The sequence below is a fragment of the Oribacterium sp. HCP3S3_B9 genome, from assembly GCF_052064255.1.
In the GTDB taxonomy this organism is placed as follows: Bacteria; Bacillota; Clostridia; order Lachnospirales; family Lachnospiraceae; genus Oribacterium.
Genome location: NZ_JBQHVY010000001.1, coordinates 276,881 through 291,447, shown reverse-complemented (window position 1 = coordinate 291,447; position 14,567 = coordinate 276,881). Strand labels below are relative to the sequence as shown.

General features: G+C 50.1%; 13 protein-coding genes. 9 read left to right on the top strand and 4 right to left on the bottom strand.

What is annotated here, in order from left to right; all coding sequences use genetic code 11:
* The first annotated feature begins 90 nt into the window (after positions 1–90).
* Entirely contained in the window at positions 91–1,614 is a 1,524-nt protein-coding gene (locus ACTNC3_RS01240) for a UxaA family hydrolase (RefSeq protein WP_441226200.1), read from the top strand.
* A gap of 156 nt (positions 1,615–1,770) precedes the next feature.
* Here ACTNC3_RS01240 and ACTNC3_RS01235 read toward each other — a convergent pair whose 3' ends face one another.
* From ACTNC3_RS01235 to ACTNC3_RS01225, 3 genes are read right to left on the bottom strand one after another with little or no spacing between them, the layout of a single operon-like run.
* Positions 1,771–2,046, bottom strand: a complete 276-nt coding sequence (locus ACTNC3_RS01235; protein ID WP_410042362.1) for a hypothetical protein — start codon at positions 2,044–2,046, stop codon at positions 1,771–1,773.
* The gene (locus ACTNC3_RS01230) at positions 1,994–2,896 is read right to left on the bottom strand and encodes a LysR family transcriptional regulator (RefSeq protein WP_441226199.1); all 903 of its coding nucleotides are present in this window, start codon (positions 2,894–2,896) and stop codon (positions 1,994–1,996) included. The genes ACTNC3_RS01235 and ACTNC3_RS01230 overlap by 53 nt, the downstream gene beginning before the upstream one ends.
* Positions 2,893–3,879: a LysR family transcriptional regulator gene (locus tag ACTNC3_RS01225; protein ID WP_410042364.1), complete on the bottom strand. Its 987-nt coding sequence runs from the start codon at positions 3,877–3,879 to the stop codon at positions 2,893–2,895. The genes ACTNC3_RS01230 and ACTNC3_RS01225 overlap by 4 nt, the downstream gene beginning before the upstream one ends.
* Positions 3,880–4,071: 192 nt before the next feature.
* Between ACTNC3_RS01225 and ACTNC3_RS01220 the strand changes: the two genes are divergently transcribed.
* The 3 genes from ACTNC3_RS01220 to ACTNC3_RS01210 are packed head-to-tail and all read left to right on the top strand — an operon-like array spanning position 4,072 to position 7,187.
* Positions 4,072–5,370 carry an SLC13 family permease gene (locus tag ACTNC3_RS01220; protein ID WP_441226198.1) on the top strand — a complete coding sequence of 433 codons (1,299 nt, stop codon included), beginning with the start codon at positions 4,072–4,074 and terminating at the stop codon, positions 5,368–5,370.
* Between the two features lie 13 nt (positions 5,371–5,383).
* Complete coding sequence (locus ACTNC3_RS01215) at positions 5,384–6,295, top strand: alpha/beta hydrolase (protein WP_410042366.1); 912 nt, start codon at positions 5,384–5,386, stop codon at positions 6,293–6,295.
* Entirely contained in the window at positions 6,288–7,187 is a 900-nt protein-coding gene (locus ACTNC3_RS01210; RefSeq protein WP_441226197.1) for an alpha/beta hydrolase, read from the top strand. Before ACTNC3_RS01215 ends, ACTNC3_RS01210 begins: the two co-directional genes overlap by 8 nt.
* Positions 7,188–7,216: 29 nt before the next feature.
* Here ACTNC3_RS01210 and ACTNC3_RS01205 read toward each other — a convergent pair whose 3' ends face one another.
* Positions 7,217–8,146, bottom strand: coding sequence for a LysR family transcriptional regulator (locus ACTNC3_RS01205; protein WP_410042368.1), 930 nt, complete (start codon positions 8,144–8,146; stop codon positions 7,217–7,219).
* A gap of 289 nt (positions 8,147–8,435) precedes the next feature.
* Here ACTNC3_RS01205 and ACTNC3_RS01200 point away from each other — a divergent pair, with 289 nt between their 5' ends.
* From ACTNC3_RS01200 to ACTNC3_RS01180, 5 genes are all read left to right on the top strand, one after another.
* Positions 8,436–9,767: an enolase C-terminal domain-like protein gene (locus ACTNC3_RS01200; protein WP_410042369.1), complete on the top strand. Its 1,332-nt coding sequence runs from the start codon at positions 8,436–8,438 to the stop codon at positions 9,765–9,767.
* 462 nt (positions 9,768–10,229) lie between these two features.
* A complete protein-coding gene (locus ACTNC3_RS01195) occupies positions 10,230–10,724 on the top strand; it encodes a tripartite tricarboxylate transporter TctB family protein (RefSeq protein ID WP_441226196.1) in 495 nt (164 codons plus the stop codon).
* Positions 10,725–10,740: 16 nt separating this feature from the next.
* Positions 10,741–12,243: a tripartite tricarboxylate transporter permease gene (locus ACTNC3_RS01190; protein ID WP_441226195.1), complete on the top strand. Its 1,503-nt coding sequence runs from the start codon at positions 10,741–10,743 to the stop codon at positions 12,241–12,243.
* 89 nt (positions 12,244–12,332) lie between these two features.
* Complete coding sequence (locus ACTNC3_RS01185; protein ID WP_441226194.1) at positions 12,333–13,397, top strand: tripartite tricarboxylate transporter substrate binding protein; 1,065 nt, start codon at positions 12,333–12,335, stop codon at positions 13,395–13,397.
* Positions 13,398–13,601: 204 nt separating this feature from the next.
* A complete protein-coding gene (locus ACTNC3_RS01180) occupies positions 13,602–14,468 on the top strand; it encodes a hypothetical protein (RefSeq protein WP_441226193.1) in 867 nt (288 codons plus the stop codon).
* Positions 14,469–14,567: the final 99 nt, after the last annotated feature.

Genomic DNA, 14,567 nt, shown 5'->3' with positions numbered 1-14,567 from the left:
AATTAATTTTACTAACATATTTTAACGCAATATAATGAGCATATCAAGTGAATGAGCAATCGCTTTTAACCAAAGTAAGGAGGAAAAAGCATGGCAAATAGATTATGCATTCAAATCACTGAGCGTGATAACGTCGCCATCGCCATCCATGATGTGCCGAAGGGTACCGAAGTCATGCCGGGCGTGGTCACCGTGGAAGACATCCCACAGGCACATAAGATCGCGCTGAAGGCACTTCCGAAGGGATCCGAAGTCATTCGCTACGGTGTGGTGCTCGGCACGACCGCAGAGGATATCCCGGTCGGTGGCTGGATCAATGAGAAGAACCTCATCATGGCACCGGCACCGGATCTCGATCAGATGGAATTTGCAACGAACATCCGCACGGATCTTCCGAAGCCGAAGCGGACGACCTGGATGGGCTATCGTAATCCGAACGGTGGTTACGCCGGCACCCGGAACATCCTCGGCATCAACACGACCGTGCAGTGTGTTGCGGGTGTGCTCAATGTTGCCATCCAGCGTATCAAGCGGGAGATCCTGCCGAAGTATCCGAACGTAGATGACGTCGTCGCCATCAATCATCCGTATGGCTGCGGTGTCGCCATCGATGCACCGGATGCCTACATTCCGCAGAAGATCATCCGCAACATCGCAACCCATCCGAATTTCGGTGGCGTATTTATGCTGGTCGGTTTAGGCTGTGAGAAGTTTACCGTCGACCGCTTCTGCGAGTGGTGGCCGGAGCTGAATAACGAGGACAATGTCATCGTCCTTCAGAACTATAAGGGATACCAGGCCATGATGGATGCCATCTGCGAGATGGCTGAAAAGAAGCTGCAGATTCTGAACGAGCGGAAGAGAGAGGAACTGCCGCTCTCCGATCTGCTCGTCGGCATGCAGTGCGGTGGTTCGGATGCGTTCTCCGGTATCACGGCGAACCCGACGGCCGGTTATGCCGCCGATCTCCTCGTTTCCGGTGGCGGAACCGCGATGTTCTCCGAGGTAACCGAGGTACGTGATGGCGTACAGTTCATCGCCCATCGTTGCATCAACGAAGAGGTAGGGAAGCGCCTCGTGGAAGAGATGAAGTGGTATGACAATTACCTGAAGAAGGGTGGTGTCGACCGTGGTGCAAACACGACACCAGGTAACAAGAAGGGTGGCCTCTCGAACATCATCGAGAAGTCCATGGGCTCCATCGCAAAGTCAGGCTCTTCCCCAATCGTCGAAGTCCTGTCCCCTGGCGACAAGCCGACGAAGCACGGCGAAATCTTCGCAGCGACACCAGCCTCTGACCTCGTCTGCGGACCGTCTCAGCTCGCTTCCGGCATGGGCCTCGAAGTCTTCATGACCGGCCGCGGCACCCCATACGGCCTCGCCGCAGCCCCGGTCATCAAGCTCTGCTCCAGAAACGAAATGAAGGAGCAGTGGCCGGACATCATCGATTTCAACGCAGGCCCGGCCGCCGTCGGCGACCGCACCATCGCAGAACAGGGCGAAGAACTCTTTGACTTCATCCTCGACGTCGCCTCCGGCATCAAAAAGCCATACACCGAACAGTACGGCTTCGCCAACGACCTCTGCGTATTTAACCCTGCACCAATCACGTAGGCGCTTGCATCAAGCAGTGCAAAATCGAAGAAGTCCACACAGGGACCATGCACGCATGAGTCCCTGCGTGGACTTCTTCGATTTTATAGGGGCTTTGCCCCGGTATCGAACGCCGCCGAAGGCGACGTGAGATAAGCGCTGCTTTTATTCACTGTCCTAATTCGTTTGTACCGGTGCCAGGTGCTCAGCCCAGTACGCGCGTACCATGGCGATGAAATCCTTCGCGGCGTCGGTGAGGTACGCACCTTTACGGTAGGTGATACAGAGATCCCAGGTCGGGTGATTCGGTAATACGAAGCATCCGATCTTGGGATTTTTTTCGTCTGTGTAGTAGCGCGGTACGATCGCGCAGCAGAGATAGGCGCTGCCAGGTCTCGTGTCATACTTTGAGCGTCTGATACTTTTCTTTAAGAAGTTTCCATATGAGCGCATAAAGTGGATTCAGCGCCTGCTCTTCTTTAAATACGGTGACGCCTTTTACCGGGAATCCTTCCGGTAGCGGGAGTTTTAAAAAGTCTTCTTTCAATAGATGGAACAGGCTTTCGGGCAATACGGAAAGTCCTTTCCTGGTGGCGCATAGGTGCGCTGCCTCCTGAAAAGTGCTGGTGGTTTCTATATGAGGACAGTCCGACAGCCCGATTCCAGCCATGGCTTCTTCCTGAAATGAAGGTGAAAGCGCGTAATTTTCCTTAACAAATACCCGATCATGCGTCCATCCAGTCTTTTTCAAGATTTTTTCCTGGAGTGCATGTTCTGTATACCATTCGCGTGAAGCTGCCAGCACATAGCTGTCTTCCTGGAAAGTTTTCTGGATATAGGGTTTGGGAACTTCTTTCTGTGTCATATAAATGAGAAGATCGGCTGAACCATTCTGGAGCATTTGTAATGCAGTGTCAGTTTCGCCGGCGATTAAGGTCAGATGAGCCTCATCGTAAACTTTTCGTACTTCCGGCCAGATATCCCGAAGAAACATATTCCGCATCGTGAATTCAATATAAATAGACACATTATGAATGGCCGTTTCTTTCAGCTTTTCGAGTGCCTCTTGCAGTCCTCGTTCTTCCGCTGCGATTTGACGCGCTGTATCGATCACGAGTTCGCCCCGAGGGGTTGGCGTCATGGCAGACTTGGAACGTTCAAAAATAGAAAAACCGAGTTTTTCTTCATAGAGCTTCAGCTGTTGTGAAAGTGCTGGCTGAGAAAGATAACAGCGGGCAGCGGCCCGGCTGATATTTGATTCCTCGTAAATCGCCAGAAGATATTCATAGATTTTTGAATTCATGGTGAAAGCCTTTCGTCGAAGGAGTGGAGCAGGTGCTGGACTTCCTCATTGGTGGCAAGAAAACGGGAACCGCTTTGCCTGAGCCGCTGATATTCCAGGTAAAAAAAGAAACGTTCCGGATCCGTGAGCGTGCGATATAGCGGAAAAGCCATCCCTTCCGTAAGAGCCGGCAGTCCAGACAGGGTGAAATAACGCAGTCCTGAAATATGGGTGGCACTTTCTTCATCGACAAAGCCGGCGTAGTTTCCTTCCATGAGTAGCTGATGATTGGTCAGTCGGTTCGACGTTTGAAGCTGAATATTCAGCTGAATCTGATGGCTTTTCAGGAAGTGATTCACGCACCGTCCGATGACCGTCAGTTCATCAGGAAGAATGAAGGGGGCATCTTTCATTAAAGCGAAATCCTCTATAGATAAAACGGAAGGTGCGGTGGCCGTTCCGCCCTGTACATACAGGGCATGGAAGCTGGGAATCCCCATCAGAATTCGTTTTTTTTCCAGTGGCAAAAAGTGAACATCCAAAGGCTTCAGGTCCATCCTGTCTTCGGTCATCAGAAGGATGAAATCGAGCTCTCCCGCCAGTAGCTTCTGATAAAGCAGGGTTGATCTCTCGTTGATGACCGAAACGTGCAGCGATGGATAGCGCTCAAGCATATGGGGATAAATATAGGCCAGAGAAGCACCGCCACGGATGGGTGGGATGCCAAAGCGAAGAAGATTTGGGGTGCGTGCACCGTTCAGTTTCTGATGAAGCTGCGACTGAAGGAATTGAATCTTTCGAGCACTTTTCAAGTAGAGGGTACCGGCTTCTGTCAGCTCATAGCTTCCGGAGGCGGTAGCAAAAAGACGAATACCGGTATCCGTTTCCAGATTCTGAAGGTATCTGCTGAGTACAGACTGCGATACATGAAGCGCATGTGCAGCCTGCGTCAGGGTCTTGTTCTCTGCTATAGCGATAAAATAATCATAGTGAAGAATATTCATGTAGATCGTCCTGTCTCGTAAAAAGCCTTATGCTTTTTCCTTATAGTTATATGTTCAGTATATATTAGAATCAGAAGTGCATCAAGCGTACCATAGGAGCATAGAGTAGCCGTGAAAACAACGGCTGGAATGTGAGCCGGGCCTGGAAGTCGCATCCTATATATGCAGTTCATTTATTGTCAAGGAGGTCAAATGAACATGAATGTACAATTGGTGATCACACTGGCGGTACTGGCGTTTATGGCGGTATCGTTTATGATGAGAAAAATATCCTATGGAATGACAGGCATGATTTGTATGCTGGTACTGGCCATGACAGGTATTGTCGACTTGCCCACCGCTTTTTCGGGTTTTTCAAATAAAACCACGATTCTCGTGGCAACCATGATGCTGGTTGCAGGTTCGATCGGAAAGACCAGTCTCGTCAGCGTTATCCGTGGACATATGTCTACCATTCAGAAGAAAAGTGGTTTGCTGCTTCTGCTTGCCATCTTCGGATTCACGATTCTTTTGACACAGCTGATCGGCATGACGGCGCTTATGTCGGTTATGGTTATGCTGGTGGTCACCCTGGATGATACAACGGATCTGTCGCAGTCTCGTGTCTTTTTTCTGATTGCAGCCATCAACATCGCCTGGTTCGGCCGTTTTCCGGTCGGCATGGGAGCGGCGCTTCCACTTATGCAGAATGCTTATTATGAAGGTCTTGTGGAGAGCAATCCAGAGTATCTTTTAACTGTGTTTGACTATATGAAGGCCGGTATGATTCCATCGATCGTACTTACACTGTACTGCCTGTTTGCCTGGAAACTGATTCCGAAAACAAAGATGGATATGGATGCCATGCAGCAGCAGGGCGGCAGAGAGCAGGCATCCAAAATGACAAAGCGCCAGGAGCAGATTATATTTGTAGTATTTATCATCATCATGCTTGCGTTTATTTTCTCTACACAGCTTGGAAATCTGATTTATCTTCTGCCGATTGCCGGCTGTATCGTACTGATATTAACAAAGGTCGTATCTCAGCAGGAGGCGTCCTGCATACTGGCTGGTGATATGGTTTTCTGCGTTGCAGGTGTTCTTGTGGTTTCTTCAGCATTAAGCTCCTCTGGTGCGGGTCAGATGATCGGTGATTTCGTGCTGAGACTTTTAGGAAGTAACCCGTCAAGTGTTATGGTCATTACGGTTTTCTGTGTGGTGACAGTCGTGATGACGACGTTCCTCAGTAATAACGGTACGGTGGCAATAATGACACCGATTGCGGCATCGACGGCCCTGGCTGGTGGTATGAATAAAGCGGTTGTTTTAGTGGTTTTCCTATCTTCTTGTCTTGCAATTGCGTTTCCAACCGGCTGTGCGGCATCCATGATGGCATACTCCATCGGAAATCACAATCCGGTAAAGCTTCTTCGCTTTACGATTCCGTACCTGATACTGGGGTGTATCTCTGTGATTATTTCAGCAAGTATTTTCTACCCAGTGTATGGTTGATAAGGAGGCGATGATGTTAAGTGAAGAACAGGTGAAGGAACAGCTCGAAATTCTGGATCGCACAAATATGCATAAAAATGCAGCTAAGGAGCGGGTGATTCCGGAGGATTATCTGGAGTATCAGACGAAAGTAGAGCGGACGGAGAGAATGCTGGAAAGTGTTTCGACAGGTGTGGCCGTACGATGCGTTTTCACCAAAGCAGTGGACTGTCTGAAATCGATGCCGATTTTTATCAACCTCCATGGAGGCGGCTTCATCCATCCGCAGGATTCGGATGATGATCTGCTCTGTGCACATATTGCCAATGCAATACAGGGACTGGTAATCGATGTGGATTATGCTGTAACTCCGGATTATGTATTTCCGACCGCGTTTGAGCAGGTATGGGATGTAGCGGAGTGGGTGTTTGCACATGCAGAGGAACTGAAAGCGGATTCGACACGGATTTCGATCGGCGGGCATAGTGCTGGTGGAGCGCTGGCTGCGGCAGTATGCCTTCGTGCTGCGAAGAGCGGGCACATGCACTTCGCGCTGCAAATACTTGATTATGCTGCTCTGGATAATGCGATGGCATTTGAAACGGCCGGAAATGAAAGAAGCAGGGCATTCTCTACCCTCTATTGTGGCGGAAACATTCGCCTTTTAAGCAGTCCATACTGTTCACCGGTGTTTGCTTCCGATGAAATGCTGAAGAACCAGCCACGCACCTTAGTGATCAATGCAGAGTTTTGCCCGTTCCGTAAGATTACAGAACGTTATGGTCAGAGACTGGCGCAGGCAGGAAATGAGGTCGCTTTTAAATCGTATCGAGGAAGTGCACATGGTTTTACGGTTCGCATGACCGGTGCATGGCAGGATGCGCAGGAGCTGATGATTCGCTATCTTCGCAATAGCAAAGTCAGAGAGGTGCAGGAAAATGACTGAAGAGAGAAAACAGGAAATACTGAACATTATTAAAAAGACGAATCGCAGGCCTGCTTCAGCCGCGCCATCCTATCCAGAAGAAATTCGTGCATATCTGGAGCGATGCGAAGCGATTCGGTCTATCACCAGAACCGTCGATGGTTTTTTGTATCGAATGGACATTTTAAATGCGAAAAACAGATCTGCAGACTGTCCGGTTTTTATAAATATCCATGGTGGCGGATTTATAGGACCGCATCGTGAAAATGACAGCTATTACAGTGCATATGTGGCGGATCAGATTCGCGGAATCACAGTGGATATCGATTATACACTTTCGGATACGGCACCTTATCCGGTCGCTCTGTACCAGTGTATGGATGCGCTGGATTATGTAGTGAGCCATGTAGAGGAGTGGGGAGCATCGAAAGAAAACATCACGGTGGCTGGATACAGCGCGGGTGCTTCTCTGACCGCGGCGATGGGAATTTGCTGTGCAGAGCGAGAAGGATTCATGCCGAAGCTTTTAATTCTTGCGTATCCGCCACTGGAATACAGGATTCCGGATCAGTACAAGATTGATTCCTATGATCGCCAGATCGGCATGGAACGCTCGAAAGCTTTTGCGGATCTGTACTTCGATGATAAGAAAGAGAACTTCGAAGATTATCATAATTCGCCACTCTATGCACCGACAGAATTACTTGCCAGACAGCCGAAAACGCTGATTATTTCAGCTGGGCTTTGTAATTTCCGCTATGAAGATGAAGATTATGCGCTTTGCCTGGCGGAAGCTGGAGTAGAGGTGATTCTGAAACGCTTCCCTGGAAAATCGCATGGCTTCATTCCGCACTTTATGGAGGGCTGGCAAGAAGCTACAGAGCTTATGGTGCGCGAAATCACAGAAGACTGATAGTGCGACGGGTTCGATATTCTGGCTGTTTAGTTATTCTGCACCGGTGTCAGGTGCTCAGTCCAGTACGCGCGTACCATGGCGATGAAATCCTTCGCGGCGTCGGTGAGGTATGCCCCTTTTCGATATGTGATACAGAGATCCCAGGTCGGGTGATTCGGTAATACGAAGCATCCGATCTTGGGATTTTTTTCGTCTGCGTAGTAGCGCGGCACGATCGCACAGCAGAGACTGGCTTCCACCAGGGTCGGAAGACTGGCGGTCGAGTTTGTTTCCATGAGGATCATCGGCTCGAAGCCGGCATTCCGAAAGATATCATCGGTGATCTGGCGATTCGTCGATGCATGGGAGAGCACGACGAATGGCTCGTACTGCAGGTCTCGGAGATCGATGACCGGAAGCTCCGGGCCGCTGAAGGAGTAGCGATCGCAGAGAGGATGCGTTTTCGGCACCAGCACGCACATCTCTTCGGAACCGACGGTCAGATAATCGTCGCTGGTCCGCTGATCCTTCCGCAGTGTGACGAAGCCGAGATCGATGTTTCCGGCATTCAGTTCCTTCTGAAGATTCGACACGCTCATTTCCTGCGGACTGATGCGCAGCTCGTCGTACTTCTGGTGGAGCGCAGGATATATTTCTGTGAACATGCGGATACCACGATTGGTTGTAAGACCGATCCTCAGCTCGGATTTTCCGGAGTGTGTGATATTGTAGATTTTCTTATAGGTATCCTGCTTGATCAGGAGGGCTTTGCGCGCGCCCTGCAGATAGGCTTCCCCGGCTTCGGTCGGATGCCAGTCGGTACGGGAACGCACGAAGAGCTGCGTACCTAACTCCTTTTCCAGCTTGAGAAGCTGTTGATTCAGGGCAGACTGGGAGATGAAGAGATTTCTCGCAGCCTTCGTTATATTGTTTTCCTTCGCAATTTCAACCATATACTCACATTCCCGGAAATCCATGTGTTCCTCCTTATAAAAAGATCGTTACATATCGATGATTCAACGTAAGTTTTCCTAATGCTTCCATAAGTAAAGCTAAAAGCAAAACTTATTGAAAATGCAAAGAACCATAAGTTGTGCTTAGTATACCATAAGAGTTACGCGCTTTACTAAAAAAGCTGAAAAATCTATAATTTCTATATAAGCAATCGAGTATTTCTGCAGAGCACTGTGGTGTGTGGACAGCTTCTGAACTGCAGAAACGATGTACACAAGCGTGTGTGCATGATTCATGTAAGGAGGATAGAACATGATTCCAGTAGTAGAAAAGATGGAAGTATTTCCAGTTGCCGGCTTCGATTCCATGGAGCTGAACCTTTCCGGTGCGCATGCACCATACTTCACCAGAAACATCGTCATCCTGACCGATTCAAACGGTGTAGAGGGTATCGGCGAGGTTCCGGGCGGTCAGAAGATCACAAACGCACTGGAGGCGGTAAAGGATCTCGTCATCGGCACGAAGATTTCAGATTATAAGAATACCTTAAATCGTGTACGTGCATGGCTCGATGCAAACATCAAGGATGATGTCAGAGGACTTCAGACCTTCGACCTTCGTACCGGTGTACATGTTGTAACGGCGATCGAAGCTCCGCTTCTCGACCTGATGGGTAAGTTCCTCGAGGTTCCGGCGGCTTCTCTCATGGGTGATGGCCTTCAGAGAACGTCCGTACGTTTCCTTTCTTACCTTTTCTATGTCGGTGATCGTAAGAAGACCACGCTTCCATACATGGATGAGTCCGACTCAGACTGTGAGTGGTACAGACTTCGTAACGAAGAAGCGATGGACCCGGAGCACATCGTCGCACTTGCGAAGGCAACGGCGGAGAAGTACGGCTTCGAGGATTTCAAGCTGAAGGGCGGTGTGTTCGAGCCGGAAGAGGAGTATAAGGCAGTCGCTGCCATCAAGAAGGCATTCCCGAATGCACGTGTCGATCTCGATCCGAACGGCTGCTGGTCGCTCGAGAAGTCGCTCGAGATGGCACCGAAGTTTAAGGAGATCCTGGCATACATCGAGGATCCATGCGGCGCAGAAAATGGTTTCTCCGGCCGTGAGGTGATGGCGGAGTTCCGTCAGGAGTCCGGCATGTTTACCGCCACCAACATGATCGATACCGACTGGCGTCAGATGCGTCACTGCATCGAGCTGAAGGCAGTCGACATCCCGCTGGCAGATCCGCACTTCTGGACCATGGAGGGTTCGGTACGTGTCGGTCAGCTGTGCAACGACTTCGGTCTGATGTGGGGCTGCCACTCCAACAACCACTTCGATATTTCCCTCGCGATGGTTGCACAGTGTGCCGCTGCCATCCCTGGCCGTATGAACGGTATCGATACGCACTGGATTTGGCAGGAGGGCAGAAACCGTCTGACGAAGAACCCGATGCAGATCGAGGGTGGATGCATCCACAACATCGATAAGATGGTGGGCCTCGGTGTCGAGGTCGATCGTGAGCAGATCATGAAGGCAAACAAGCTCTATATGGATAACTGCCTCGGCGCACGTGATGATGCCATCGGCATGCAGTTCCTGGTACCGAATTGGAAGTTTGATAACAAGCGTCCTTGCATGGTTCGCTGATGTAGTGCGCACTTCCGGCATCCGTACCGGAGGCGTCCACGTTTTGAAAATGGGCTCTCTTTAAGGCGAACAGGAATCTATGGTTCCTGCCCACTTTAGAGGGAGCTTTTTTCTACCTGAAAGTGGATGCAGCAGCGGAGTGTCCGCCAGACTGAAACGCACAACTATTAATGAAAATGCACGTCTAAAATTTAACGTAAGTTTTTCTAATGCGCACATAAGCGAAGCTAAAAGTAAAACTTATCGAAAGATACATCGGTTATAAGTTTTTCTTAATTTCACATTAGAGTTACGAGCTTTACGAACGACATTGTGAATTTTATACTAATTATAACAAAGAAACACGAGACAACTTGTGGAGCATGAATTTTGTAGGCGGGGGCCTATGGAAGATAAAACCTCTGGAGTACACAGATTGCACAGAGGAGTGTCCGGGGGACGGACAGGAAAGGGGGAACTTCAATGTTCTTAAAGAAATATGGCGACATGATCGTCGGCATCTTCTACGCGGCATTAGGCATCGCACTGATCATCGGTGCCGGAAAGCTGCCGAAGTCGAAGGTAATGGAAATCGGTCCGGATTTCATGCCACGTCTGGTAGGTATCATCATTCTGGTACTGGCACTTTTGCTTCTGTTCTGGACTGTCAAGGGACTGAAGAAGCATGTCACGGAGGTGGAAGCATCCGGTTATAAGGATACATCCGATTATAAGAGAGTACTCGGAAGTCTCGTATCCGCAATCGTGTATGTGAACATCCTCGAACCGATCGGCTTCATCATCAGTACGCTGCTCTATCTGTTCATTCAGATCACGATCCTCGCACCGGATGCACATCGTACGAAAAAGGATCTTATTCAGTACCTTGTGATCGATGTGATATTTACATTTATCGTCTACTTCCTGTTCCGCTACGGATTCAAGATCGTCCTTCCGGCAGGAATCTTTGCACTGTAATAAAGGAGGAAACAGAATGAACGCATTAGCACAGTTAGGTGCCGGTATCGTTTCAGTTTGCCAGCCGGTTTCCTTACTTTTCATGATCGCCGGTGTGGCGATCGGTATCGTCTTCGGATCGATTCCTGGTCTTTCCGCATCCATGGCCGTCGCCCTGATGCTCCCGCTGACCTTCAGCATGGAAGCCTCCCTCGGTATGAACACCCTGGTTGCTGTTTACATCGGAGGTATCTCCGGCGGACTGATCTCCGCGATCCTCCTCAACATGCCGGGTACCGCTTCTTCCATCGCGACCACCTTCGATGGCTACCCGATGGCGCAGAAGGGTGAAGCGATGAAGGCACTTGGTGTCGGCATCGTCTTCTCCTTCCTCGGATCACTGTTTTCGTTCTTTATCCTGTCCTTCTTCGCACCGATGCTTGCAGATGTTGCGCTGAAGTTCACTCCGGTTGAGAACTTCGGTATCTGCTTTTTCGCTCTTACGATGGTGGCGATCCTCTCCTCAGGAAATATGATCAAGGGTCTCCTCGCAGGCCTCTTCGGACTGGTGTTCTGCTTCATCGGTATGGCACCAATCGACGGTACGGCACGTTTTACCTTCGGCAATGCGAATCTTCTTGCCGGCTTCAACCAGCTGACCACCCTCATCGGTATCTTCGCTGTTGCGGATATTCTGAAGTCCGCAGAGGAGATGAATGCGAAGGGCGTACAGACCATCCCGACTTCAAAGGTGAAGGGCTTCGGTTTCTCCATGAAGGAGTTCGTTTCCTGGCTTCCGGGCGCACTGAGAGCAGCCCTCATCGGAACTGGTATCGGTATCCTTCCGGGTATCGGCGGTTCTACCTCCGGTATGCTGGCTTACGTTACGGCAAAGAACATGAGTAAGCATCCGGAAACCTTCGGTACAGGTGATCCGGAAGGTATCGTTGCAACCGAGTGTGCGAACAATGCAACGATCGGTGGTGCGATGATTCCGCTTCTCGTTCTCGGTATCCCGGGCGACGGTGTTACCGCGATGATGCTTGGCGGCTTCCTGATTCACGGCCTGTCCGCCGGTCCGCTCCTCTTCGTAAAGAACGCCGACGTCGTATACGGCATCTTCGCTGCATGTATGGTCTGTGACCTTATCATGCTGATCGTTGAGTGGACATGTATCAAGGGCTTCGTACAGATTCTGAAGGTTCCGAAGCACATTCTGATGCCATTGATCCTCGTACTCTGCGCAGTCGGTGCATATGCAACCAACAACCGTGTCTTCGATGTGCAGTCCATCATCGTCTTCGGTGTGGTCGGCTACATCTATCACAAGCTTAGTCTTCCGACGACACCGTTCGTCCTTTGCTTCCTGGTCGGCTCGATGACGGAGACCTACCTCCGTCGAGGCATCATGAGCTACAAGAGCTTCGGCGCATTCTTCACACATCCGATCTTCGATGTATTCTTCTTCATCGCCTGCGGCGTTCTCCTCTGGTCTATGTTTAAGGAGCTCAAGCACGGTGGCAAGAAAGTCGATGACTAAGTGAAAACAAAAACTGTACTAAACTTCCGCGAGACGGAAGAAGTAATAAATCATGGGCGCCGGGGGGCGCCCCGAAAAAGGAGAAAACTATGAAAAAAAGAATCTTATCCGCACTTCTTGCAGGTAGCATGGCACTCGGCCTCGCTGCATGTGGCTCTTCCTCAACCGGTAGCACCACCGCTGCTGCACCAGCAGAGACGAAGGCTGCAGAGAGCGCTGCATCCGGAGATGCAGCTGAAAGCACCACCGCAGCTGCAAACACCACCGCAGGTGACTGGCAGCCATCCGGTCCGATTTCCCTGGTTCTTCCGGCAGGTGCAGGTGGAGACACCGACCTTTCTGCTCGTATCTTCGCACAGTATGCGAAGGAAGCAACCGGCGTTGACTTCGTCGTTGTAAATGCAAGTGGTGCATCCGGATCCGTTGCTGCAAATCAGGTTCTGTCCGCAGCCAACGATGGCCAGACCGTTCTGTATGGTCACAACCTCGTAAATGTGGCTAATGTTGCCGGCATCACCGATTATGACTACACCGCATTTACACTCGGACCAACCTTCGCAAAGAATGATGCACAGGGTCTCTATGTAAATCCGGATAAGTATAAGGACCTCAATGAGTTCATCGAGGCTGCCAAGGCAAATCCTGGTCAGCTGAAGGCTTGTACCGAGGTGGGTGCATATACCTACTACGAGCTCCTCAAGTTTGAGCAGGTAGCTGGTATCGATCTCGACCTCGTAGACGTAGGATCTAACTCTGATAAGGTAACGGCGATGCTTTCCGGTCAGGTAGATATGATGCCGGGTGCATTCGTAAATACCAAGGATTATCTTGATGCAGGTCAGTTTGTATGTGTAGGTATCCCTACAGAAGAGAGATCCGCACTGATGCCGGATGTTCCTACTCTGAAGGAGCAGGGCATCGACATCGTTTACCCTGACCTTGACTACTCTTTCTACTTCCCGGCTGGAACCGATGATGCTGTCATCGCATGGTTTGAGAACACCACCAAGGCTGTTACGGAGAACGAGAAGTGCCAGGAAGACCTCAAGAACATGGAGATCAATCCGTACTATCTCTCTGCTGCAGATTCTGTAGAGAACGATAAGAACTACCTTGCAACCTTCAAGGAGATTGCTGAGTCTGTTGAAAAGTAAAAACGTAATCTTCTCCATATAACTTCCTTTAGCCCGGTTCCGGCAGTCTGCCGGAACCGGAATTTAAAAGAATCAGAGATCATCGGATGAGGAATCATATGGTGATCTATGACCCTTTTACATCATCTATATACAGGGCATCACGGGAAACCCCGCGTTTTCAGCCGGCACTCCCTGCGTGCTCATCACAGGAAAGAGGTACTTATGGCAGTCAGAAAAACGCAGGATCAGTACGTACAGGAGCTGGCGCAGGAGAACAAGCGCATTCATTACATGGCGTATGCGCTGATCGTTCTGCTCATCGCCGTCATCGTGGTTTCCGTCTTAAAGCAGTTTATGCTCACCTCCATCCTTCTGGTGGTCGCCATCCTGTATCAGATTTTCGTCGTACGAAAGCAGCAGCGCGCCTATCTTAAAAAGTGTGAAAACACGAATCTCGAGCTGAGCACACTGAAGGATTTCAGCGATACCGAAATCGAAGAAAAGGGAACGCAGCTTTCCGAGCAGGATCTGGAAGCCGCCGGACTTCTGCCGTTTGTGCCGAAAACCGCGAGCTTTTTCAAATCCATTCATGGAACGAAGGGAAAGCTCGAGATCCGCTCGACGGACTGCTCCGTCGCACAGCACCAGCATGAAAAGGGCGTTGCCGCTGACATCAATACCGGCAACTGGATCCGTATTCGACTCCCGAAATCCACCGGACTGAATGTACGCATCCTTGAGGATGGCGTGTTCCCGGTAGAATTTCAGACAGACTTCTATAAAAAACAGCAGCTTGACGAAGCAGCACGTCCGGAGGGCGTCCCTTCGTCGATGCATCTCTATACCGCTGATCAGGACGCGAAGCTTCCGAGCAGTGCCTTCCTACAGAAGCTTCGCGCCTTTTCAGAATATACACCTGGAAAAATCTCCGTAAGCATCGAGGACGATGTTCTCGACGTCTATATCCGAAATCGCTTTTTAAGCGCCGGTTTTTCTGTTCGCGAAGCGGTTACGAAGCAGGAACTCACGAGAGATCCATATCCGGAGCTCCATCACGTTCTCGAGCTCGTCTCATTTTTAATTCGATAATTTCAGTAGCTTCGCTGCTGCTTTTATAAGCACCTTTACTGCAGAAAAGGTGAGCATACGATTTGTGTTGGAAGATTCATTTTTCCGACGCTTATGCAC